This window comes from Sphingomonas sp. (assembly GCF_965200135.1).
Taxonomy (GTDB): Bacteria; Pseudomonadota; Alphaproteobacteria; order Sphingomonadales; family Sphingomonadaceae; genus Sphingomonas.
This window is the reverse complement of the sequence record NZ_CBDATK010000013.1, coordinates 32,143-55,689: the sequence shown is the minus strand read 5'-3', so window position 1 is coordinate 55,689 and position 23,547 is coordinate 32,143. Positions and strand designations below refer to the sequence as shown.

The 23,547-nt window shown below is 68.4% G+C and carries 21 protein-coding genes; 7 read left to right on the top strand and 14 right to left on the bottom strand.

Annotated features, from left to right (window positions below; translation table 11 throughout):
• Positions 1-27: 27 nt before the first annotated feature.
• Positions 28-486, top strand: coding sequence for a hypothetical protein (locus tag ACOFKS_RS13850; RefSeq protein WP_419809845.1), 459 nt, complete (start codon positions 28-30; stop codon positions 484-486).
• 23 nt (positions 487-509) lie between these two features.
• On the opposite strand, the gene ACOFKS_RS13845 is transcribed toward ACOFKS_RS13850, so the two are convergent.
• Positions 510-1,799, bottom strand: a complete 1,290-nt coding sequence (locus ACOFKS_RS13845) for a homoserine dehydrogenase (protein ID WP_419809844.1) — start codon at positions 1,797-1,799, stop codon at positions 510-512.
• Positions 1,800-2,228: 429 nt separating this feature from the next.
• Here ACOFKS_RS13845 and ACOFKS_RS13840 point away from each other — a divergent pair, with 429 nt between their 5' ends.
• Together ACOFKS_RS13840 and ACOFKS_RS13835 are read left to right on the top strand one after the other, a co-directional pair.
• Positions 2,229-4,253 (top strand): OPT family oligopeptide transporter, encoded by a 2,025-nt coding sequence (locus tag ACOFKS_RS13840; protein ID WP_419809843.1) that lies wholly within the window; start codon positions 2,229-2,231, stop codon positions 4,251-4,253.
• Between the two features lie 32 nt (positions 4,254-4,285).
• Positions 4,286-4,750 carry a DUF3828 domain-containing protein gene (locus tag ACOFKS_RS13835; protein ID WP_419809842.1) on the top strand — a complete coding sequence of 155 codons (465 nt, stop codon included), beginning with the start codon at positions 4,286-4,288 and terminating at the stop codon, positions 4,748-4,750.
• Here the strand turns inward: ACOFKS_RS13835 and ACOFKS_RS13830 are convergent.
• The 3 genes from ACOFKS_RS13830 to queF form a co-directional block, all read right to left on the bottom strand.
• Positions 4,722-6,005, bottom strand: a complete 1,284-nt coding sequence (locus tag ACOFKS_RS13830; protein WP_419809841.1) for a glycoside hydrolase family 130 protein — start codon at positions 6,003-6,005, stop codon at positions 4,722-4,724. The genes ACOFKS_RS13835 and ACOFKS_RS13830 overlap by 29 nt on opposite strands.
• Positions 6,006-6,056: 51 nt before the next feature.
• Positions 6,057-8,324 carry a glycosyltransferase gene (locus ACOFKS_RS13825; protein ID WP_419809840.1) on the bottom strand — a complete coding sequence of 756 codons (2,268 nt, stop codon included), beginning with the start codon at positions 8,322-8,324 and terminating at the stop codon, positions 6,057-6,059.
• A 146-nt stretch (positions 8,325-8,470) separates the two neighbouring features.
• On the bottom strand, positions 8,471-8,929 hold the full coding sequence (gene queF / locus ACOFKS_RS13820) for a preQ(1) synthase (RefSeq protein WP_419809839.1): 459 nt from the start codon (positions 8,927-8,929) through the stop codon (positions 8,471-8,473).
• A gap of 47 nt (positions 8,930-8,976) precedes the next feature.
• On the opposite strand from queF, the gene ACOFKS_RS13815 reads away from it, so the two are divergent.
• The 4 genes from ACOFKS_RS13815 to ACOFKS_RS13800 all read left to right on the top strand — a co-directional run bounded on the left by ACOFKS_RS13815 (position 8,977) and on the right by ACOFKS_RS13800 (position 13,869).
• Positions 8,977-10,524, top strand: coding sequence for a cryptochrome/photolyase family protein (locus ACOFKS_RS13815; protein WP_419810169.1), 1,548 nt, complete (start codon positions 8,977-8,979; stop codon positions 10,522-10,524).
• A gap of 21 nt (positions 10,525-10,545) precedes the next feature.
• On the top strand, positions 10,546-11,382 hold the full coding sequence (gene sseA / locus ACOFKS_RS13810; RefSeq protein WP_419809838.1) for a 3-mercaptopyruvate sulfurtransferase: 837 nt from the start codon (positions 10,546-10,548) through the stop codon (positions 11,380-11,382).
• Positions 11,383-11,626: 244 nt separating this feature from the next.
• On the top strand, positions 11,627-12,823 hold the full coding sequence (gene metC / locus ACOFKS_RS13805) for a cystathionine beta-lyase (protein WP_419809837.1): 1,197 nt from the start codon (positions 11,627-11,629) through the stop codon (positions 12,821-12,823).
• Positions 12,824-12,987: 164 nt separating this feature from the next.
• On the top strand, positions 12,988-13,869 hold the full coding sequence (locus ACOFKS_RS13800) for a TorF family putative porin (RefSeq protein ID WP_419809836.1): 882 nt from the start codon (positions 12,988-12,990) through the stop codon (positions 13,867-13,869).
• Positions 13,870-13,909: 40 nt separating this feature from the next.
• Here the strand turns inward: ACOFKS_RS13800 and ACOFKS_RS13795 are convergent, their stop codons facing one another.
• The 10 genes from ACOFKS_RS13795 to prfB form a co-directional block, all read right to left on the bottom strand.
• Positions 13,910-14,368, bottom strand: coding sequence for a DUF3035 domain-containing protein (locus tag ACOFKS_RS13795; protein ID WP_419809835.1), 459 nt, complete (start codon positions 14,366-14,368; stop codon positions 13,910-13,912).
• Entirely contained in the window at positions 14,361-14,918 is a 558-nt protein-coding gene (lspA, locus tag ACOFKS_RS13790; RefSeq protein WP_419809834.1) for a signal peptidase II, read from the bottom strand. The genes ACOFKS_RS13795 and lspA overlap by 8 nt, the downstream gene beginning before the upstream one ends.
• Entirely contained in the window at positions 14,915-17,944 is a 3,030-nt protein-coding gene (locus tag ACOFKS_RS13785) for an isoleucine--tRNA ligase (protein WP_419809833.1), read from the bottom strand. Before ACOFKS_RS13785 ends, lspA begins: the two co-directional genes overlap by 4 nt.
• 70 nt (positions 17,945-18,014) lie before the next feature.
• Entirely contained in the window at positions 18,015-18,941 is a 927-nt protein-coding gene (locus ACOFKS_RS13780) for a bifunctional riboflavin kinase/FAD synthetase (protein ID WP_419809832.1), read from the bottom strand.
• A 66-nt stretch (positions 18,942-19,007) separates the two neighbouring features.
• Positions 19,008-19,463 (bottom strand): dihydrofolate reductase, encoded by a 456-nt coding sequence (locus ACOFKS_RS13775; protein WP_419809831.1) that lies wholly within the window; start codon positions 19,461-19,463, stop codon positions 19,008-19,010.
• Positions 19,460-19,978 (bottom strand): hemerythrin domain-containing protein, encoded by a 519-nt coding sequence (locus ACOFKS_RS13770; RefSeq protein ID WP_419809830.1) that lies wholly within the window; start codon positions 19,976-19,978, stop codon positions 19,460-19,462. The genes ACOFKS_RS13775 and ACOFKS_RS13770 overlap by 4 nt, the downstream gene beginning before the upstream one ends.
• A gap of 14 nt (positions 19,979-19,992) precedes the next feature.
• Entirely contained in the window at positions 19,993-20,901 is a 909-nt protein-coding gene (locus ACOFKS_RS13765; RefSeq protein ID WP_419809829.1) for a BPSS1187 family protein, read from the bottom strand.
• Positions 20,855-21,649, bottom strand: a complete 795-nt coding sequence (locus tag ACOFKS_RS13760; protein WP_419809828.1) for a thymidylate synthase — start codon at positions 21,647-21,649, stop codon at positions 20,855-20,857. The genes ACOFKS_RS13765 and ACOFKS_RS13760 overlap by 47 nt, the downstream gene beginning before the upstream one ends.
• 36 nt (positions 21,650-21,685) lie before the next feature.
• Positions 21,686-22,378 carry a class I SAM-dependent methyltransferase gene (locus ACOFKS_RS13755; protein ID WP_419809827.1) on the bottom strand — a complete coding sequence of 231 codons (693 nt, stop codon included), beginning with the start codon at positions 22,376-22,378 and terminating at the stop codon, positions 21,686-21,688.
• A gap of 41 nt (positions 22,379-22,419) precedes the next feature.
• Positions 22,420-23,547 (bottom strand): peptide chain release factor 2, encoded by a 1,128-nt coding sequence (prfB, locus tag ACOFKS_RS13750; protein WP_419809826.1) that lies wholly within the window; start codon positions 23,545-23,547, stop codon positions 22,420-22,422.

Genomic DNA, 23,547 nt, shown 5'->3' with positions numbered 1-23,547 from the left:
GACACAATCGACGGCGACACCGCCGCGATGATCGCGCTCGCGCTCTTGCTTCAGGCCGCTCCGACCAGGCCCACCCCGGCCCCCGCCCCCGCCAGCGCCACGCCCGAGCGCTTCTCGATCCTCGCCGATCCCTGTGCCCGGATCGTGCGCGACGCACGCGAGGTGGTCGTGTGCGGCACCGATCCGGCCACCGCGCAGCGGCTCCCCTATCCCGACGAGGTCGTTCCCGACCACGCCATCCCCTCCAATCCGCAGCGCAGCGGCCTCGGCGCGCTGGCGGCGGCGGCGTCGCCCTGTGCGACGCTGATGAGCGGCTGCCAGGTCGGCGTCGGCCCGCCGATCGGGCCGATGGCGAACGCGGTTATCAACGGCATCCGCAACGCCACCGCCAACCGCCGCGAAGCCAAGGCCCGTGCCGCCGACGGCGACCGCCGCCAAGCGATCGACCTCAAAGCGACCGGCCCGGCGGGCAGACTGGAACCTTAGCTTCCTCTCCCGTCAGAAGGGAATCACGCCAGGATCGGCATCCATAACGGCTGCCCTGCCAGGCTCTGGCTCCCGCGCAGTCGTTCCAGCGCCGCCGCGACGCTGCGCTCCGGCCCCTCGTGCGTCACGATCGCCACCAGCACCGTGCCGTCCGCCGCCGCCTCGCGCTGAGTCAGGCTTGCGATCGACACCCCCGCGTCGCGCATCGCCGCCGCGATTTCCGCCAGCACCCCGACCCGGTCCGCCACCGCGAAGCGCAGATACGCCCGGGCGCGGCGCGCGCCGCTGTCGACCGGCCTCGCCTCGGTCAGCGCCGCCGCCGGCATCGCATAGGGCAGCCCCCACTCGCCGCGCGCGATGTCGATAAGGTCCGCCACCACCGCGCTCGCGGTCGGGCCATCGCCTGCACCCGCGCCCTGGAACAGCAGCCGTCCGACGAAATTACCTTCCGCCACCACCGCGTTGGTCGATCCCGCGACATGCGCCAGCGGATGGTCGAGCGGCACCAGATGCGGATGCACGCGCTGGAACAGACCCTGGGCGGACTCCTCCGCCACCCCTAGCAGCCGGATGCGGTGCCCCAATGCCGCCGCCTCGGCGATGTCCGCCGCCAGCACCTGCCGAATGCCGTGCGCCTCGACCGATCCGAACGCCGGCCGCGTCCCGAACGCGATGCTCGCCAGGATCGACAGCTTGTGCGCAGCGTCGATGCCGTCGATGTCGAAGCTGGGATCGGACTCCGCGAAGCCGCGCGCCTGTGCCTCAGCCAGCACGTCGGCGAAGTCGCGGCCAGTGGCCTCCATCGCCGACAGGATGAAATTGCACGTCCCGTTGAGGATGCCGTAGACCCGTAAGATAGCGTTCGCCGCCGCTCCCTCGCGCAGCCCCTTGATGACCGGCACGCCGCCCGCCACCGCCGCCTCGAACTTCAGCGCGCGTCCTGCCCGCTCTGCCGACGCCGCCAGCTCCAGGCCATGGTGCGCCAGCATGGCTTTGTTGGCGGTGACCAGATGCCGTCCCGCCGCCAGGGTGCCGCGCGCCAGCGTCAGCGCCGGCCCGTCCGCGCCGCCGACCAATTCGACGACGGCGTCCACCCCGTCGATCCGCGTCAGCGCCGCCGTGTCGTCGTGCCAGGCGAACCGGTCCAGGTCGAACCCGCGATCCTTGGTCCGGTCGCGAGCCGAGACCGCCACCACCTCGATCGGCCGCCCCGCCCGCCGCGCGATCAGCTCACGGTTGGTGCCGAGCAGCCGCACTACGCCGCCCCCCACCGTTCCCAACCCCGCCAACGCCACCCGCAACGGCTCACCCATGCCCGAACTCCCTTTGCGGCGCCCCTATGGCGGCAACCCTCCGCTCCGTCATCCCCGCGCGTGCCAGTCGACCCGCTCCTACCGGGGTTCCAGCAACACAGCGACCCATCTCCAAAGTCGAGAAGAACACCGATGCCGGTCGGGCCGACCCTGACTCAAAAGGCTCCCGTGAGGAAATCCGTGCCCCGCGGACGCGACACCAGCGAACAGCGATCGGCCGTGATCTTGCGTCCGTCGCGCCACCCGAACCAAACCACTGTCCCACACGCCCGACTTCGGCCATGCTCTCAGGATGCGCCTGACCACCGCCCGCTCCGCCGCCGCTCCTGGCTACCCAGAAATGCGTTCCCGCGCCCGACGTAGCGCGAGGATCGTGAGGTTCCGGCGTGGCGAAACCATGCGGAGACCCTCCACTTCACGTCGTGCCGCATGACGCGCACGTCCGCCCGCCCCGCCGAACTCACCATTCGCGGCATCGTGCTGGGCGCGGTCATCACGCTGCTGTTCACCGCCGCCAACGTCTATGCGGGGCTGAAGGTCGGGCTGACCTTCGCCACCTCGATCCCCGCCGCCGTCGTGTCGATGGCGCTGCTGCGATCGTTCAGCGACTCCACCATCCTGGAGAACAACATCGTCCAGACCATCGCCAGCGCGGCAGGGACGCTGGCGGCGATCGTGTTCGTGCTGCCGGGCCTCATCATGGTCGGCTGGTGGACGGGCTTTCCTTATTGGACGACGGTCGCGGTGTGCGTGACGGGCGGCATCCTCGGCGTCATGTTCTCCGTGCCGCTGCGCCGCGCGCTCGTCACCGGTTCCGACCTGCCCTATCCCGAAGGTGTCGCGGCGGCCGAAGTGCTCAAGGTCGGCTCCGGGGTCACCGGCGGCGCGGCGGAAAACGCGCAAGGGTTACGCCTGCTGGTCGTCGGCACGATCGCGTCCGCCGGCTTCGCACTGCTCGCGAAGATGCGCGTCGTCGCCGAAGAAGCCGGCCGCAACTTCGCGGTGGGCTCGACCGCGACCGGGTGGAGCACCAGCTGGTCGATGCTGCTGATCGGCGTCGGTCACCTCGTCGGGCTGTCGGTCGGCGCGGCGATGTTCTTCGGGATGCTGATCTCGTGGGTCGTGCTGGTGCCGTGGTTCGCATCCGGCGGCGACCTGGCGGCGGGCGTCGACGCGCTGGTCGGCGCGACCTTTCGCGGTCAGGTCCGCTTCGTCGGCGCGGGGACGATCGGTGTCGCGGCGATGTGGTCGCTGCTCCGCATCGTCGGCCCCATCGTCGCGGGCCTGCGCTCGGCGCTCGCCGCGTCGCGCGCGCGCGGCGCGGGCGACACGCTGGACATCACCGAGCGCGACCTGCCGATCGGCTTCGTCGGTGCGGCCGTGCTGCTGACGCTGCTGCCGATCGCGTGGCTGTTGTGGAGCTTCTCCACCGGCGGCCCGGTCCACGAGCATCCGGCTGCGGTGATCGCCGGCTCGCTCGGCTACATCATCGTCGCCGGCGTGATGATCGCGGCGGTGTGCGGCTACATGGCCGGGCTGATCGGCGCGTCCAATTCGCCCGTCTCCGGCGTCGGTATCCTCGCCGTGCTCGGCGCGTCGCTGCTGCTGCTCGCGATCTTCGGCCAGCGTACCGATGCGGCCGGGGTCAACGCGCTGGTCGCCTATGCGCTGTTCGTCACGGCGATCATCTTTTCGATCGCGACGATCTCGAACGACAACCTCCAGGATCTGAAGACCGGCCAGCTCGTCGGCGCGACGCCGTGGAAGCAACAGGTGGCGCTGGTGCTCGGCGTCGTGTTCGGGTCGCTCGCCATCCCCGTCGTGCTCGACCTGCTCAAGAACACGCTCGGGTTCGCCGGCATGCCCGGCGCCGGTCCGAACGCGCTGTCGGCCCCGCAGGCGGCGCTGATCTCATCGATCGCCAGGGGCGTGCTCGGCGGCGACCTCGACTGGAACCTGATCGCATTGGGTGCGGGCATCGGCGTCGCGGTAATCGCGCTCGACGAGGCGCTCGGCCGCGCCGGACGGATGCGCCTGCCCCCGCTCGCGGTCGGCATGGGCATCTACCTGCCGATGGGGCTGACGCTGCTGATCCCGATCGGGGCGCTGATCGGCCACCTCTACAACCGCTGGGCCGTGCGCCGCCCCAATGCGGAGTTCGCCGAGCGCATGGGCGTGCTCGCCGCCACCGGGCTGATCGTCGGCGAGTCGCTGTTCGGCGTCGCCTTTGCGGGCGTGCTCGCCTGGGCCAATCGGAACAATCCTACGCCCCCCAACGACGCACCGCTCGCTGTCATGGGCGAGGGTTTCGCAACCGCCGCGTTGTGGCTGGCACCCGTCCTGTTCTTCGCACTGATCGCACTGGTCTATCGCTGGACCCGCACCGCCGTCACCGACACTCCACCCGCCGATGGCCCGGAGGCGCCGGCCGACGATGTCGCGACGTACCGGTGATGAGCAGCCGCTTCGCCTTGCTCGCCGCAGCGGTGCTGCTGCCCGCCGGCGCGCCGGCGTCTTCGCTACCGGCGGCGGAGAGCTTTCTGCGCCGGGTGTTCGCGCCCTATCTTGCCGGCTCGGATGCGATCGCGCCGACACACGATCCCGCCGTTTTCACCGCCGAGATGCTGGCGCTGATCGCCCATGATGAAGCGCTCGCCGGCCAAGAGGACCCGACGCTGGACGGCGATCCGATCTGCTATTGCCAGGACTACCAGCCGCTCCGCGACCTGACGCTCGCGGTCCGTGCGACCGGCAGGAACCGCGCTTCTGCGTCGGTCGCGTTCGCCAACGGCGAGACGCGCCAGCGCATGACCTTCATGCTCGTTGCCACAACCGCGGGCTGGCGCATCGCCGATATCCGCACCCCCCAGGATGGCAGCCTCGCCGCGCTGATCCGCCAAGGCATCGCCAAGCGTCAGCGCCTCAACTCATCGCCTTCAGCAACTCGCTGATCGGCGCGAAGGCGAAGCCGATCGAGCTGTCGGCGATGCCATAGGGCAGGAACAGCTGGTCGCCATGCTTGATGGCGCCGCACGAATAGACGACGTTGGGCACATAGCCCTCGCGGTCCTGATCCTTCGCCGCCAACAGCGGTTCCGATGTGCGGGCCAGGACCTTGGACGGGTCGGTCTTGTCGAGCAGCGCGGCGCCGATCGAGTATTTCCGCATGGCGCCGACGCCATGCGTCAGCAGCAGCCAGCCCTCGTCCAGCTCGATCGGCGGCCCGCAATTGCCGATCTGGACCAGCTCCCAGCCGAACTTGGGCGTCAGGATCTTCTCGCCGTCTTCCCAATGCTCCATCCGGTCCGACTTGAGCAGGAACAGGTTCTCGCCGTCCTGCCGCCCGATCATCATATACTGACCACCGACCTTGCGCGGGAACAGCGCCATACCCTTGTTCCGCGCGGCCGGCCCGGTCATCGGCTGGAGGTCGAACGCGCGGAAGTCACGGGTCCGCATCAGCTCGGACTGGATCACCGAGCCATTATAGGCAGTGTAGGTGCCGATCCACTCGACGCTGGCATCGTCATGCTCGAAGCGGACGAGGCGCAGGTCCTCCAGCCCCTTCGACTGCGCCTGCGTGATCGGAAAGATCACCGTGCCCGACAGCGTTGAGTCCCGGTGGCGGTGGACGGTCACCTCGCCGACCGGCATCTCGGTCTCGCCGGCCCCGCTCGCATCGGCGGCGGTGGCGAAGGGCGGCTCGGGTGCGAGCTTCATCTCCTGCCCTTCGGTGATGATGCCCTCGCGAAAGGCGACGGAGGAGATGTGTCCCTCCCCTACCGCGCGCATCGACATCAGCACGCGCATCGACCCGGCCGGCATGCCAGACTGATCGAAATGCGGCACCGCGCTCGGGTTCATCAATGCGGCGGCGGCGTAGCTGTATTCGTGGCAGAAATAGGCACCGATCAGCTGCCGCTTCTCGTCGCCGATCTCCGCGCCGTTCAGCGCCAGCATCTCCTCGATCTGGTCGTAGCGCGTCATGAACACACGCCGGGTCTGCCAATGCCGCGCCTCGAAATCCTTGAGCACGACTTCAAGCTGCGCGCGCGCTTGCGCCGGCGTCATCTCCAGCACTTCTGACACCAGCCGCTCGGTCCGGCTGGGCGGCCCACCGTGGCCGCCCCAGGCGATATGGAACGGCCGCACCACGACGCGCGACGGGTCGGCATGCAGGCGCAAATCGTGGGTGAGCAGGTCCATCACGTAGAAAGCCTCGCGTCGCGTCCGATACCGGGCCGGCCGCGAGCGAGGCTACGCGACGGCGCTGACGGCTCCTGACACGCCTTTGCTCACCTTTCCTAGCCCCGAAATGGCGCACGAGGCGAGTTGCAGCGCTAAAATCGACTCGGCCCCCTGGTTCCGGTTGAGCCCGGTAGGCATCAATCCGTCGAAACAGCCCCCGTCCTCCGCCGATGCCAACGGCAGCTCAAGGTCGTTCTGTCCCATGAACCAGCCATAGGCGCGCTCGGCCTCCGCCACCCATTTGGCGTCGCCGGTCGCGCGATATGCCTCGATGCAGGCATCGACCGTCGCCTGCGCCTCCAGCGGCTGCTGGTCGAATTTCAGCGGTTCGCCATAGGGCCGGTTGAAGCTTTCGGTGCCGACAGCGCGGAACCGGCCTTCGGGCGAGGTCTGCTTGTCGCAGATCCACTGCAGCGTCGCGAGGCCGCATTCAGTCAGCTCCGGCCGCCCGAGTGTGCGCCCCGCCGCGATCAGCGCCTGCGGCAGGCGGGCGTTGTCATAGGCGAGCACGATCTCGAACCACTGCCACTCCGGCCGCCGCGCCTCGGCGAGCAGCGCCAGATGCGTATCGGGAAAACGCCGAAGGATCGCGAGCGACAGTTCGTGACCCGGTCGTGCCTCCAGCATCGCCGCCGCCCCCAGCATCGCGAACGCCTGCGCCCGCAGCGAGCCGAGTTCCAACGCCAGGCTAGCGGTCTCGTCGAACAACACCGTCGCCCAATCGCGGTGCTTTACCTCCACCGCATCGCGCGCGGTCACGCCCAGAGCCCACAACGTCCGTCCGTTCGAGTCCTCGGACCCGACATCCTCGCACCAGGTACGGTCGAAGTTCATGAAGTTACGATAGCGCCGCGCGTCCGGGTTCCAGGCGTACTGGATGAACGAGGCGTAGATCGTCGTCCACTTGTCGCGCGCGACCGGGTCGAGCCCCTTCATCGCGCTCATCAGCATCAGCGCGCGGGCGTTGTCATCGATGCAATAGCCGTGACGCCGGTCGGGCACCGAGTAGATCGAGTGCTGGAGCATTCCGGTCGCGTCGCTCATCCGCTCTACGGCAGCAAAGTCGGGCGCGACGCGAGTCGCGGCACGTGGCTTGCTCAATCGGCGCGGCTTGGCGGCGATACTCGCCGTCGTCGTCGCCATCATCGCTTCCGCAAGGCGCGGCCAGATCATCGTCCGCCCGCGCGCATAGGCGCGCGCCGCCAGCCCGCGCCGCGCCGCATCGTCGCCGAGCAATCGATCGATCTCGCGTGCGAATCCCGCCACGTCGTCGAACGGCACCAGTACGCCATGATCGTCGGCCAGGATCTCGGTCGCATGGACATAGGGCGTCGCCACCACCGGCTTACCCACGCCTACCGCATAGGCCAGCGTGCCGCTCGTGATCTGCTGCGCGTTCTTGTATGGCGTGCAATAGACATCCGCCGCCTGCAGATAGTCGATCAGCCGGTCGTAGACGACGAACTCGTCGATGAACTGGACATGCCCGGCGACGCCCAGATCGGCCGCCAGCGCCTTCAGCGCGTCGCGATACGCTTCGCCCTCGCGCGCGACGAGATGCGGGTGCGTCGCGCCCAGCACCACATAGAGCAGGTCGGGATGATCGGCGGCCACCGCAGGAAGCCCCTCGATCACCGTCTCGATGCCCTTGCCCGGCGACAGCAGGCCAAAGGTCAGCACGACCTTGCGTCCTTCCCACCCGAAACGTGGCTTGAAATCGTCGGGATCGGCCAGCGCACGGTCGGGCACACCGTGCGGGATCATCGCGATCTGCTTGGGGTTCGCGCCATAAACGCGAGTAAGAATGTCACGCGCACGCTCCGCCATCACGACGACGCGCGAGGCGCGCCGCAACAGGCCCTCCATCACGCGGCGCTGGTCGGGGTTGGGCTGCTCTAGGACGGTGTGCAACGTCACTACCAGCGGCAGCGTCGTGCGGTCGAGCAGCGTCAGGATGAACTCGCCCGCCGGCCCGCCGAAGATACCGTATTCGTGCTGCAACCAGATCGCATCGGCTCCACTCGCCTCTATCGCGCGGGCCGCGGCGAGATATTCGCTGACGTCGCCCTCGGGGATCGCGCAGGTCACTTCAGTCGGATAGTCGTAGCTGCCCGGCTGATCGTCCATCGCATAAACGTCGACCGCTATTTCGGGAAAGCGCGAACGCATCGCTTCGAACACGTCGGTGGTGAAGGTCGCCAACCCGCACTGACGGGGCAGGAAGTTGCCGATCAGCGCCAGTCGTTTCACCCCGGCCAGTTCCGCGATACCCGTCATGACCATTGCCATCCTCAGCGTGAACCTTGCCGTCGAATGAACGGTTCACGGCCAAGATGGTTGCAAACCTGCTGCATTGCAACATGCCCGTCGTCGCAACTGCGAAGCGCGTCGTCGGCGGCAAATACCCAGGTAACTGAGTCGCTTCAGCCGCGACCACGATAGGGCACCACCCCCTGATCGGGCAGCCACAGCCCGGCGGGCGGAGCGCCGGTCTGCCAGAACACGTCGATCGGGATACCGCCGCGCGGATACCAATAGCCGCCGATCCGAAGCCACGCCGGCGCCATCTCCGCGACCAGCCGCTCGCCGATCCCGACCGTGCAATCCTCGTGGAACGCCGCGTGGTTGCGGAACGCGCCGAGGAACAGCTTTAGCGACTTCGACTCGACGATCGTCGCGCCCGGCACATAGTCGATCACCAGATGCGCGAAGTCGGGCTGGCCGGTGACCGGGCACAGCGACGTGAACTCCGGCACCGCGAAGCGGACGAGATAGGCCCGCCCCGCCCGCGGGTTGGGCACGTAATCGAGCACCGCCGCGTCCGGTGATGCAGGTAATCGGCTCGGCTGACCGAGGTGCAGGGGCGTGTTGGCGTCGCTCATCGCCCGCCTATCTAGCGGCTGCGGCACGACAAAAGAAGACAAGCGCGATTCCCGTCCTCATCCCGGTTCTCGGCGACCAGCTCACTCCCGCGATCAGCTCGCTCGCCGACGCCGACCCGGCCGCCACCGTCGTGCTGATGATGGAAGTCGCCGACGAGACCGGCTACGTCCGCCACCACAAGGCGAAGCTCGCCTATATCATGTCCGCGATGCGTCACCATGCCGAGGCACTCCGGGCGGCGGGCTGGCGGGTCGACTATGTCCGCCTGGACGACCCCGACAACAGCGGCAGCTTCACCGGCGAGGTCGCGCGCGCGATCGAGCGCCACGCCGCCGACCGCATCGTCGTCACCGAGGCGGGCGAGTGGCGCGTCGCCGCGATGCTCGACGCTTGGGCGACGCGGTTCGCGATCCCTGTCGAGGTCCGCCCCGACACCCGCTTCCTCGTCCGCCACGACGAGTTCGCCGAATGGGCCGGCCGTCAGCGCGGCCGCCTGGTCATGGAGGGCTTTTATCGCGAGATGCGGATCAGGACCGATCTGCTGATGGACGGAGCCAAACCGGCGGGCGGCCGGTGGAACTTCGACAAGGAGAACCGCAAGCCGGCGCAGGCCGACCTGCTGATGCCGCGCCCCCTCGCCTTTGCGCCGGACGCGATCACGCGCGACGTGCTGGCGATGGTGACCGATCGCTTCGCCGGCCACCCCGGCTCGCTCGACCGCTTCGGCTGGGCGGTGACGGCGGCGCAGGCGGAGGCGCAGGCGGCGTATTTCTTCGCCCACACCCTGCCGCGGTTCGGCGATTACGAGGACGCGATGCTGACCGGCGAGCGCCACCTGTGGCATTCGATCCTGTCGCCCTACATCAACTCCGGCCTGCTCGACCCGGTCGACCTCTGTCGCCGCGCGGAGGCCGAGTATCGCGCCGGCCGCGCGCCGCTCAACTCGGTCGAGGGCTATGTCCGCCAGCTGATCGGCTGGCGCGAATACATGCGCGGCATCTATTGGCGTGAAGGGCCGGGCTATGTCGACCGCAACTTCCTGGGGCACACCCGCAACCTGCCGAGCTGGTACTGGACCGGCGAAACCGACGCGCACTGCCTTCGCGAGGCGCTCGGCCAGACGCTCGATACCGCGCACGCGCACCATATCCAGCGGCTGATGGTCACCGGCAATTTCGCGCTGCTGATCGGTGCCGATCCGGCGCAGGTCCACCGCTGGTATCTCGAAGTCTATCTCGACGCCTATGAGTGGGTGGAGCTGCCCAACACGCTGGGCATGAGCCAGTTCGGCGACGGCGGCCTGTTCGGCACCAAGCCCTACATCTCGTCGGGCGCGTATATCGACCGCATGTCCGATTACTGCGGGCGTTGCCGCTACGACGTGAAGCAGCGGATCGGCCCGGACGCCTGTCCGTTCAACGCGCTCTACTGGGACTTCCTCGCCCGTCACGAGGACAAGCTGCGCGCGAACCCCCGCCTGCGTGGTCCCTACAGCAGCTGGGATCGCTTCGGGCCGGAGACGCAACAGGCAACCCGCGCACAGGCGGCGGCGTTTCTCGACGATCTCGACGCCGGTGGCCCCGACGGCTACTGACCAAAGCAAGGGAGTATGAGCATGGACGCGCTGGTGACCACCGACTGGCTGGCGAACGAGCTGGGGGCGAGCGACCTGCGCGTGGTCGATGCGACCTATGTCGACGCCGCGACCGGCCGCGATCCGGCCGCCGAATACGAGCGCGGGCACATCGCCGGCGCGGTGTTCATGAACCTCGGCGAGCTGCGCGACACCGACACCGACCTGCCGATGATGCTGCCCAGTGCGGAGAAGTTCGCCAGCCGCATGCAGAGCCTGGGGCTGGGCGACGGCAGCCGTATCGTCCTTTACGACGACTCGCCCTGGCATACCTCGGCGCGGGCGTGGTGGATGCTCCGCACCTTCGGCGCCCACGACGTCGCGATCCTCGACGGCGGCCTGGCGAAGTGGAAGGCCGAGGGCCGCGAGCTGGCGACGGGCAAGGAACAGCTGCGTCATCGCCACTTCACCGTCTGGTCGGACCGCAAGGGCGTACGCGATCTGGACCAGATGAAGGATGTCGTCGCGTCGGGCAACGCGCAGGTGCTCGACGCGCGTTCCGCCGCGCGCTTCACCGGCGAAGAGGCGGACCCCCGCCCCGCCACCCACGCCGGCCACATGCCGGGCGCGAAGAACCTGCCCTATGGCGGCATCTTCAACGAGGACGGCACCTACAAGACCGGTGACGATCTCCGCCGCGCGTTCGAGGACGCGGGCATCGATCTCGACCAGCCGATCGTGACCACCTGCGGCTCCGGCATCACCGCTTCGACGCTGGCGTTCGGCCTGCATCTGCTCGGCAAGGACGCCGCGCTGTACGATGGCAGCTGGTCCGAATGGGGCGCCGATCGAACGACCAAAAAGGTGACGGGCGCCTGACGCCCTATCGCCCTTCCCTTTGGGGTAGGCTGCGTACGGTTTTCCTGTCCTATACGCGCCACTGAGGTCATGCCCGGATGATGTCCTTTGTCTCTGCCCTGTCCGGTTCTGCAGCCTCGCGTCCGATCGCGACGATGCTTCCGGCTCGACGGAGTGCGAGGTTTGTGAAGGTCTGGCCTCGTGTGGCCTCCTCGAAGTTCGCCGCGTCATCACCCGGCACGCAGCCCGCGCGGGAGTCGCTGGCATGAGCACCGACCGCGACGATCTGTCCCCGGCGACCCGTGTCGTTACAGGTGGGCGACGTCCCGAATGGACGCAGGGCGTAGTCAATCCACCTGTCTGGCGCGCCTCGACGATCCTTTACGACGACGTCGCGCACCTCCGCGCCACTGCGGGCAAGGACACGCATCATCGCCTGTTCTACGGCCGTCGCGGCCTGCCGACGCAATGGGCGCTCGCCGATGCGCTGACCGGGCTGGAGCCGGGTGCGGAGGCGACCTTCCTCTACCCCTCGGGCGTCGCCGCCGTCGCCGCCGCGTTGCTCGCGGTGCTGTCGCCCGGCGACGAGTTGCTGTGCGTCGACTCCGCCTACGACCCGACGCGCAACCTCGCCGACGGGCTGCTGGCGCGGATGGGGATCACGACACGCTATTACGACCCGCTGATCGGCGCCGGCATCGCCAACCTGATCGGAGAGAATACGCGCGCCATCCTGCTCGAAAGCCCTGGCTCGCTCAGTTTCGAGGTTCAGGACGTGCCCGCGATCACCGCCGTCGCGCGCGCCCGCGACATCGTGACGCTGCTCGACAATACCTGGGCGACGCCGCTGCTGTTTCCGGCGCTGTCGCACGGTATCGACCTGTCGATCCTCGCCTGCACCAAATATGTCGTCGGGCATTCGGACGCGATGCTCGGTTCGGTCACCGCCACGCCCGCGCTATGGCCGCGATTGCGCGACACCTCATTTCAGCTCGGCCAGGTCGTGTCGCCCGACGACAGCTTCCTCGGCAGCCGCGGCCTGCGAACAATGGCGGTTCGCCTCGCCCAGCATGGTCGCGCCGCGCTTCAGATCGCGACGTGGCTACAGGCCCGGCCCGAGGTCGCCGACGTGCTTCATCCCGCGCTCCCCTCCTGCCCCGGCCACGCGGCGTTCGTCCGCGACTTCAAAGGCGCGAGCGGGCTGTTCTCCTTCGTCTTCGCCGGCGGCTCCGACGTGCAGCGCGCCGCCTTCATCGACACGCTCGACCTGTTCGGGATCGGCTATAGCTGGGGTGGGTTCGAAAGCCTGGCGATCCCGATCGATCCCGACCGCCATCGCAGCGTCACGCGACGCGACCGCGCCGGACCGATGGTGCGTCTCCAGATCGGACTGGAGGACCCGGCCGACCTCATCGCCGACCTCACGCGCGGCTTCGACGCCTGGGGCACAGTGCGGCCCTAAAGCAACAATCCGTTACGAAAGCCGACGCGTTCGACGCATCGCTGCTTGTGCATTGCAGCATCGTCGTGTCACATGACCGACACCGTGCAGACGTCGCCCGCTCGAACAGAGGCGACGCGCGCGGCGCAGGCGGGGACATCGACCTTCTTTTCGAAAGGGACCCGATGCGCTTTACCCTACTCTTGGCCGGCAGCATGCTGCTCGCCGCCACCCCTGCGTTCGCGCAGGACGCCGCCGTTCCCTCGGGCGATTCGGTCGCCCCGGCCGCCAGCGAGACCGCGCCGCCGGCTGCGTTCACCGTCTCCGGCTCGTTGACCGGCGTCACCGACTATCGCCTGCGCGGCGTCTCGCAAACCGACAAGCACGCCGCCGTCCAGGGCACGCTGACGATCGCGCACGAAAGCGGCTTCTACATCGGCGCGTTCGGGTCGAACCTCGCGGGCTGGGGCACGTTCGGCGGCGCCAACCTCGAGCTGGACGCGATCGGCGGCTTCAAGCACGCGTTCGGCGCCACCACGGTGGATGCGGGCGTCACCTGGTACACCTATCCGGGCGGCTTCTCCGAATCGGACGTGGTCGAGTTCTTCGGCAAGGTGTCGGGCACCGTCGGCCCGGCGGCCATCACCGCCGGCGTGCTCTACGCACCGACGCAGACCTCGCTCGGCCGCATCTACCGCAACGCGACCGAATATGCGAACGGCGTCGGCACCGGCTCGAAGCGTTGGGACAATCTGTACCTGACAGCCGATGCCGCCATCGGCATCCCCAGCACGCCGATCACCATCAAGGGACACCTCGGCGGGTCGAAGGGCAATCCCGGCCTCGGTCCGAACGGCACCAGCCTGTCGCCTACCGGCGAGTATATGGACTGGTCGGTCGGCGCCGATCTGGTCGCCTACAAGAACCTGACGCTCAACGTCAGCTACATCGATACCGATATCAGCAATTCGGAATCGGCCTATCTCGCGCCGAACTTCCGCAGCACCAAGGACGGCAGCTCGATCGCGGGCAGCACCGTGCTGTTCTCGCTGACCGCCGGCTTCTGAACGTAACCCTCCTCCCCGACCGGGGAGGAGGGTCGACGCCTCAGTTGGGAGTCGCTGCCGGAGTAGTCGGCTGAGCCGGTGTCGGGGCGGTGCCACTCGTCGAGGCGCGCGCATCCTGCCCGTCGCCTTCTGGCGCGGCGACGATGTCGCGCGTCGTCGAGCCCTTGTCCGTGACCGTCGTCCCCGGATCGACCGCCGAGCGGATGCCCGCCTCCGCCGATTGCGACCCGGCGGCGCCGACCACGCGCGTCTCGACGCCGCTACGCTGCGCCGGTCCACCGAACAGCGCGTCCAGCGCCTGCTGCGAAGGATTGTTGTCCTGCGGCCGCGCCACCCCCGGCTGCGGCGGCACCAGCGCATAGTCGGGCGGGATCACCAATGGCGCCTGGCGCGCGACCGAGAACTCGTCCGGCCCCGATCCGCCCAGCCGCCGCCCGGCACAGCCCGACAACAGCGCCACCGAGACCACAGCGCCCATCAGGGCCAACGAGTTACGCATTTGTACTCTCCATCGGGGCACGCTTGTCGCGGCCGAGTAGGGCGCGCACGAGCAGCACGAGCACGCCTATCGTAATCGCCGCATCGGCGACATTGAAGACCAAAAACGGACGCCAGTCGCCGAAATGAAGGTCGGCGAAATCGATGACGCAGCCGGGGTATTGCACGCCCTCGCCCGTAACCTTCCCCAGCACGCCTTCGGGCAATACTCGGTCGGCGATGTTGCCAATCGCGCCGCCGAACACCGCGCCCAGCGCCAGCCGATCAACCGCGCTCTTCTCTCGCCACAGCCAGAACAGCACCGCGCCGGCGATCGCGCTGGTCACCAGCGTCACGCCCCAGCGCACCCATTGCGTGTCGGTATGCGTGCCGAGCAGCCCCAGCGACACGCCGCAATTGGCCACGAAGGTGAAACGGAAGAAGCTCGTCACCTCCCGTGTCGTACCGAGCATGTCGAGGTCGATACCGACCGTAATCCAATATTTGATCGCCTGATCGACGGCGAAGATCACTGCTGCCACGATCAGTGCGTTACGTGGGAAGCGGCTCACGCCACCACCTCTTCGCACCGGTCGCACAGTCCGCCGTCGACGACCTCGGGCAGATGCCGCCAGCAGCGGACGCACTTGTCGTAATCGGTCCGCGCCACCGCCAGTTCGCCCCCGATCGAACTGGCGTCGACGCGCGCGACGATGAACGCCTCCGCCAGCGCCTCCGCCGACATCGGCATCGCCGGCACGCTGACCGCCGCCTCCAGGCTGGACCGCACCGTCTTCTCGCGCCGCAGCGGCTCGATCGCCTCCGTCACCTGCGCGCGCAGCTCGAGCACCGCGCGCCACCGCGCCGTCAGCTCGGCGTCGGGCTCGGTCACCGGCAACTCGGGCCATTCCAGCAGATGCACCGATCCCCCCTTCTCGTCGTCGGCGCCGCTCGGGAACCGCTCCTGCCACACCTCTTCGGCGGTGAACGGCAGGATCGGCGCCGCCCAGCGCACCAGCGCGTGGAACAGGGTGTCGAGCACCGTCCGATACGCCCGCCGCTTCGGGTCGGACGGCGCATCGCAATACAGCGAGTCCTTCCGTACATCGAAAAAGAAGGCCGACAGCTCCTCCTGCGCGAACTCCGCCAGCAGCCGCAGGTAGCGGTTGAAATCGAAGCCGCCGACCGCCTCGCGCAGCTCGGTATCCAGCATCGCCAGCCGGTGGAGGATATACCGCTCCAGCTCCGGCATCGCCGCTACCTCGACCCGCTCCGCCTCGTCGAACCCGTCCAGCGCGCCGAGCATGTAGCGGAAGGTGTTGCGCAGCTTGCGATAGGTATCGCTCGCGGTGGCAATCGCCTTTGGTCCGATTTTCAGGTCGTCGAAATAGTCCGCCTGTGCGACCCACAGCCGGACGATGTCGGCACCGCTCTCGCCGACGATCTTCATCGGGTCGACGACGTTGCCGACCGATTTCGACATCTTGCGGCCCTTCTCGTCGAGTACGAAGCCGTGGGTGAGGACGGCCTTGTACGGCGCCTGCCCGCGCGTCCCACAGCTCTCCAACAGCGATGACTGGAACCAGCCGCGATGCTGATCCGACCCCTCGCAATACAGGTCCGCGCGCACGCCCTCGCCATAGCGCGCCTCGACCGTAAAGACGTGCGTCGAGCCGCTGTCGAACCAAACGTCGAGGATGTCGCGCTGCGGCTCCCAATCGGCCAGGTCGTAAGCCGGCCCAAGCAGCGCCTGATGATCCGCGACGAACCACGCATCCGCCCCGCCCGCCGCGAACGCCGCGACGATCCGCGCGTTGACCTCGGCATCGACGAGATACGCGCCGGTCGCGCGGTTGACATAAAGCGCGATCGGCACCCCCCACGCCCGCTGGCGCGAAATGACCCAGTCGGGCCGCCCCTCCACCATCGCGCGAATGCGGTTCTCCGCCCGCGCCGGCACCCAGCGGGTGGCGGCGATCGCGTCGAGGGCGGTGGAACGAAGCGTTGCACCCTGCCCTTCCACGTCGCTCAGGGCGAATGGGGCCTGAGCGGAGTCTTCTTCACGTCCGCTCGTTCCGGGCATCGTCGAAGCGCCATTCGTCGCCCCTCCGCCATTCGTGCTGAGCGAAGTCGAAGCACTCTCGCCGAGCGCCCGATCCATCGCGATGAACCATTGCGGCGTCGCGCGTTGGATTACCTTCGCCTTCGACCGCCACGAATGCGGATAGCTGTGCTTGTAGTCGTCGCTCGCCGCCAACAGCGCCCCGGTCGCGCGCAGGTCGGAACAGATTGGGCCGTCCGCGCCCACGAACTTTTTGTTGATGACCGAACCCTGCCCGCCCAGCCAAGCCCAGTCCGCCCGATACATCCCCGCCCCGTCGACAGCGAATACGGGATCGATCCCGTATTCCTTGCACAACAGAAAGTCGTCCTCGCCATGATCCGGCGCCATGTGGACCAGTCCCGTACCCGCATCGGTCGTGACGAAGTCGCCGGGGAGCATGGGGCGAGGCTTGGCGAAGAAACCGCCAAGGTGGTGCATCGGGTGGCGGGCGACGGCGCCGGCAAAGTCACATCCGGTCCCCCGCCAAACCTCTTTGTAGTGAGGCTGCCCTTGCTTCCTAAGATCCGAAAGAGCTCGCGCTGTAGTACCTGCAAAGCGGCTGTTGAAAGCCTCGATCAGAGGCGTGGCAACCAAAATTCGTCTGCCACGAAGAGCTGACATAGTGGGGTGCTCCCAACCGTCCCCAGGCTCCACGCCCTCCGTTTCTACTCCGTACACGGCAACTTGCGCTTCTAGGCAGACGTACTCAACCTCCGGCCCATACGCCAAAGCCTGATTCACCGGGATCGTCCACGGCGTCGTCGTCCAGATCACCGCATGCGCGCCGACCAGCTCCGGTGCGTTCGGCGCCTCGACGATCTTGAACGCGACGTCGATCTGCGTCGACACCACGTCTTCATACTCGACCTCGGCTTCGGCCAGCGCGGTCTGTTCGACCGGGGACCACATCACCGGCTTCGCGCCGCGATACAGCTGCCCCGACGCGGCGAACTTCAACAGCTCGCCCGCGATCGCCGCCTCCGCCGCATGGCTCATCGTGACATAGGGATCGGCCCAGTCGCCCATCACGCCCAGCCGCTGGAACTGCTCGCGCTGCACGTCGATCCAGCCGCGGGCATAGGCCCGGCACTCGGCGCGGAACTGCTCGACCGGCACGTCGTCCTTGTTCAGCTTCTTGGCGCGATACGCTTCCTCGACCTTCCACTCGATCGGCAGGCCGTGACAGTCCCAGCCGGGGATGAACGGCGCGTCCTTCCCCAGCAGCGACTGCGAACGCACGATGAAGTCCTTCAGGGTCTTCATCATCGCGTGGCCCATGTGGATGTTGCCGTTCGCATAGGGCGGGCCGTCGTGCAGGATGAACCGCTCGCGCCCGGCGCGCTCCTTGCGAAGGCGATCGTACAGCCCCATCGCCTGCCAGCGCGCGAGGATGCCCGGCTCCTTGGCGGCGAGCCCCGCCTTCATCGGGAAGTCGGTCTTCGGCAGGAAGACGGTATCGCGATAGTCGCGCGTGTGCTGGTCGGGGTCGGTCATGGGTGCTGCGCCTGTAACGGGGGATGTTACCTACGTCACCCCGTGCCCCGATCGCCTGCCGGCGAAAGCATTACGCGCGCAAGATGGCCCGCGCCCGCGCGCAATCGCGCTCCATCTGCTCGGTCAGTGCAGCCAGTCCGTCGAACCTGGCCTCCGGCCGCAGATACTCGACCAGCTCGACCTCGATCCGCTGCCCGTACAGGTCGCCGCACCAGTCGAAGAAATACGGCTCCAGCAGCTCCTTGGGCGGGTCGAACGTGGGCCGCACCCCCAGATTCGCCGCGCCGTCCAGCACCGTCCCGTCGGCCAGCCGACCCCGCACCGCATAGATGCCGTAAGCGGGCCTCAGATACCGATCCATCGCCAGGTTCGCGGTCGGATAGCCGATCGTCCGCCCCAGCTTGTCGCCATGCTGCACCACGCCCTCGATCGCGAACGGCCGCGTCAGCAACCGCGCCGCGCCGCGCGGGTCGCCCGCCCGCAGTAGGTCGCGGATGCGGCTCGACGACACCGTCTCGCTATCCAGCGCCACCGGCCCGACCGTTTCCGCCGTGAAGCCGTGCGCACGGGCGAGGTCGGCCAGCACCGCCGTCGTACCGCCTTTGGCGCGCCCGAAGGTGAAGTCCTCGCCCGTCACCACCCCGGCGACGCCCAGCCCCTCGACCAGCCGCTCGGCGACGAACTGCTCGGCGGTCAGCCCAGCTAGCATGGCGTCGAACCCGAACACGACCATGGCGTCCACGCCGGCGGCGGCGAACAACCGCTCGCGCTGGTCGAGCGTCGTCAGGCGAAAGGGCGGCGCGTCGGGGCGGAAGTAGCGCACCGGATGCGGATCGAACGTCGCGACCAGCGCCGGTCGGCCCGCCGCCCGCGCCCGCTCGACCGCGAGCCCGACCACCGCCTGATGCCCGAGATGGAACCCGTCGAAATTGCCGAGCGCCGCCACGCCGCCGCGGAACTCGGCCGGAGCCGGAAGATCACCTGCGAGGCGCTGCATAGGGGCGGCTATACGTAGAGCGTTGACAGCGCGCTACATCGATCCTGTCCGTCTACGGGGCGGATTTCAGCGAACCAACGTCACGAACGAATATCCCGGATCACCCGCATGATCCTCCCGCGCGACCTCGCGCCAGCCCGCAAGAACCGGCACCACCGTGTCGCCCTCAGAAGAGGCGTGGACCTCGGTCAGCTCGATCCGGTCCGCGCGATCCAGGAACAGGGCGAACACGTCCGCGCCGCCGATCACGCTCACCTCGTCGCCCGCCAGTGCCAGCGCCGCGTCAACCGAATGCGCCACCTCCGCTCCGTCCGCCGACCAGCCGCGATCGCGCGTCAACACGATGTGGCGGCGCTTGGGCAAAGGTGCCGGGAAGCTCTCGAACGTCTTGCGCCCCATCACCATCGGCTTGCCCAGCGTCAGCGCCTTGAACCGCCGCAGGTCCGCCGGCAGGTGCCACGGCAACCCCCCGTCGCGCCCGATCACGCCGTTGTCCGCGCGCGCCAGTACCAGCGTTATCAACGGGGTGCGTGCTCCTTGACCCACTGCTTCGGGTCCTTGTCGACCGGCTCGACCCCGGTCAGGTGCGCCGCGCCGAACGCCGCGAAGCGGATGCCGAGCGCGTGGCGCTCCTCCAGTGAGGCGTGACGGCGGAAGTCGGTCAGGCCCTGCCGCTCCTCCTCCGCCAGATGATCCTCGTTGGCCTTGTTGACCTCGCCCACCGCCTTGAACCACGCGGCCGACCCGACCGCCTCCTTGTCGACCGCCGTGCCGGTATCGCGGATTTCGTTGTGATCCTTGATCGCGTCCTCGGTCTCCTCGGCCGCCGACGGCGCGTCGTTGCCGCCGGTGCCGATCTGCATCAGCCGCGGGTAAAGAAACCGCTCCTCCGCCTCGGCATGCGCGTCGAGCAGCGCGCGCAGCCGCCCCCAGATCGCGGTGAGCGCAGGCGTGTCGCTGCCGTCGATCTCGTCGATCAACGCAAATAGTTTCCGTTGCTCGGCATGATCGTCGAGGATGAGCTGGGTGATGTCCATGTCGAATCTCGCGGTCAGGGAGTGCCGTAGAGTTGCCGCCACTGCGCCGCATAGCCGGCGTCGCGGACGGTCACGCCATGATAGGGATTCCAGCCGCGCTCCGCCATGCCCGCGGGCAGCTCGCGACCGAATACCAGCACATGGTCGGCGGGGATGTTGAGGGCGCGATAGGACAAAGCGAGCAGATCGGCGGTGTCCTCGCGGCGGCTGTATTCGGCCCACCAGCGATCGGGCGGCGTCGCACTCGGTCCGCCGATCCACGGTGCCAGCCGCCGACCCGGCAGCGTGAAGTCCCATGGGCTGGAGAAGAGCACGACGCGGCGCACCGGATGCTGCTTGGCGATGAAGGCGGCCATGCCGGCACCTTGCGACAGGCCGGAGACGACGATCCGGTCCCAGCGCGGCTGGTCGCCGTCCAGATAGCCGCCCCAGCCCTCGCCCGGAGCCGCTCGATCGAGCGCACGCAGCGCCGCGACCAGTCGCGGCACGATCGCCTCGGCGGGCGGGTTGGACACCGGCCCGCCCGCGCCGCTGCCGTCGATACGCGTCGCGCGGAACTTCGCCGAGCAGGCGGGGTCGGGATCGCGCGGGCAGACCTGCACTACCGCCGGGTCATCGTCATATTCGAGCCCCAGCGCGCGATAGCCTTGCCCGGCGATCACGCGGAGCAGCCCGCGGGTGTTCTCCGGTCGGCCGCCGGTGCCGGGCAGGAAGACGACGAGCGGCGCGGCCGCGGGCAGGCCGGCGGTCGCGACCGCGATGCTGGGTGCGTCGAACTGACGGACCGCGGGATCGGCGGCGGACGGCACCACCGCGCGCTCCACCAGTCGCGGCGCCGGGGCCGCGCCGAGCGCGAACAGCGCCGCGATCGCGCCGCTATACCGCCACCGGTGCCTTGATATGCGCCTGCGGTGCATAGTCATGGATCACGAAATCCTCATAGGCGTACCCGTCGATCGACGGCGGCGTCCGCGTGATCTCCAGCCTCGGCAAAACGCCCGGCGCGCGCCCGAGTTGCGTCCGGGCCTGCTCCAGATGATTGAGATACAAATGACAATCGCCGCCGGTCCAGACGAAGTCGCCGACCGCCAGCCCGCACTGATCCGCCAGCAGATGCGTCAGCAACGCATAGCTCGCGATATTAAACGGCACGCCGAGGAAGATGTCCGCCGACCGCTGGTACAGTTGCAGCGACAGCTTGCCGTCCGCGACATGCGTCTGGAACAGGCAATGGCACGGGGCCAGCGCCATCGCATGCAGGTCGCCGGGGTTCCAAGCGGTGACGATCTGGCGGCGCGACTGCGGCTCGGTCCTGATCTGCTCGATCAGACCCTTGATCTGGTCGATGTGCCGCCCATCGGCCGTCACCCACTCGCGCCATTGTCGGCCGTACACCGGGCCGAGGTCGCCGCCCGCGTCCGCCCACTCATCCCAGATGCTGACGCCCTGCTCCTGCAACCAGCGCACGTTGGTGTCGCCGCGAAGGAACCACAGCAGCTCGACGAAGATCGACCGCAGGTGCAGCTTCTTCGTCGTCAGTACGGGAAAGCCCGCAGCGAGGTCGAAGCGCATCTGCGCGCCGAAAACGGACAGCGTTCCCGTCCCGGTCCGGTCGGCTTGCCGGCTGCCGGTATCGAGCACGCGCTGCATGAGGTCGAGATACTGGCGCATCGGCACTGACTAGGCGAGCGGGAGCGAGTCGGGAAGTCAGGCCCGACATCCCCGGATCGCCTTCGGCTCCGGCCTCGGCCCTGCCGCGCGGAACATCGCGATGTAGCCGCCCGCCGACGGCATCTCCTGCATCGACACCTGCTGATAGCCGACCGCCGCGAACTCGCACTTCAACAGCGCGGGTGGCGTGCCGTGTTGCACCGTCGGCCGATCGGCGTCGACGACGACCACCAGCCCGTCCGGTCTCAATGACGGCCGCAGCCGCCACAGGAACTCATAGGGCTGCTCGATCTCATGATACATGTGGACCATCAGCACCCGGTCGAAACTCGCCGCCGGCAGCCGGGGATCGGCGGGCAGTCCCAGCCGGACGCTGACATTCTCCAGCCGCTCGCGCGTCACCCGCTCGGCCAGCGCGTCGCGCGTCGCCGGGATGATGTCCTCCGCCAGCACGCGCCCGGTCTTGCCGACCCGCTGCGCCGCACGGATCGTGTAATAGCCTTCGCCCGCACCGATGTCGGCGACGGTCATGCCGGGCCTCAGCCCGGCGCGGTCCATCACTGCGCCCGCCTCGTTGACCCGGTCGCGCGCCTCCTCGGTCGACCAGCGCGGTGAGACGATGTGCGCAACGGGGCGGTCGGCGGCGGGAAAGGGTCCGGGCTGCCTGGGGTGCGGCTTTATGAGCGGTGTAGCGCCGTCGCACGCGGCGAGCGCCAGGATGAGGGCCATTGCCGCCGCCCTCCCGCCGAGAAAAGGAGAACCTGCCCCCCTCACTCCACGTCCTCCACGGCCACCTTCTCGCCCGTGACCCGCTGCGACAGCGCCGCCGCCATGAACGGATCGAGATCGCCGTCCAGCACCTCGCCCGGATCGGTGGAAGTGACCCCGGTCCGCAGGTCCTTCACCATCTGGTACGGTTGCAGGACATAGCTGCGGATCTGATGTCCCCAGCCGATGTCGGACTTGGTGGCGTTCTCCGCGTTCGCCGCCTGCTCGCGGATCGCCAGCTCGCGCTCGTAGAGACGGGCACGGAGCTGGTTATAGGCTTCCGCCTTGTTCTTGTGCTGCGACCGCTGGTTCTGACACTGCACGACGATACCGGTCGGCAGGTGGGTGATCCGCACCGCCGAATCGGTTGTGTTGATGTGCTGTCCGCCCGCGCCGCTCGCGCGATAGGTGTCGATCCGCAGATCGCTCTCATTGTATTCCACCTCGATATTGTCGTCGACGACCGGATAGACCCACACGCTGGCGAAGCTGGTATGCCGTCGCGCGGCGGAGTCGTAGGGGCTGATCCGCACCAGCCGGTGGACGCCGCTCTCAGTCTTGGCATAGCCATAGGCGTTCTCGCCCTTGAGCAGCAGCGTCGCGGACTTGATCCCCGCCTGCTCGCCGGCGTGACTGTCGACCAGCTCGACCTTCAGCCCGTGGCGCTCGCCCCAGCGCGCGTACATGCGCTGCAGCATCCCCGCCCAGTCCTGGCTCTCGGTGCCGCCCGCGCCGGCGTTGACCTCGATATAGGTGTCGTTGCCGTCGGCCTCGCCGGACAGCAGCGCCGTGACCTTGTCCGCGTCGGCGCGGCGCGACAGTTCGGCCAGGCTCGCGGTGCCCTCGTCGGCCATCTCGGCATCGCCCTCGGCGTCGGCCATGTCGATCAGCTCGACCGTCTCGGCCAATTCATGCTCGATCGCGCGCGTCGCGGCGATCGCCTCGTCCAGCCGGCGACGCTCGCGCATCACGTCCTGCGCCGCCTTTGGATCGTTCCACAGCGCCTGATCCTCGACGCGCGCGTTCAGCTCGTCGAGCCGCCGCAGCGCGCGATCCCAGTCGAGCGAGCGGCGCAGCAGCGCCAGCGCCTCGTTGATCCGGTCGACATGTGCCTGCGCTTCGGCGCGCAT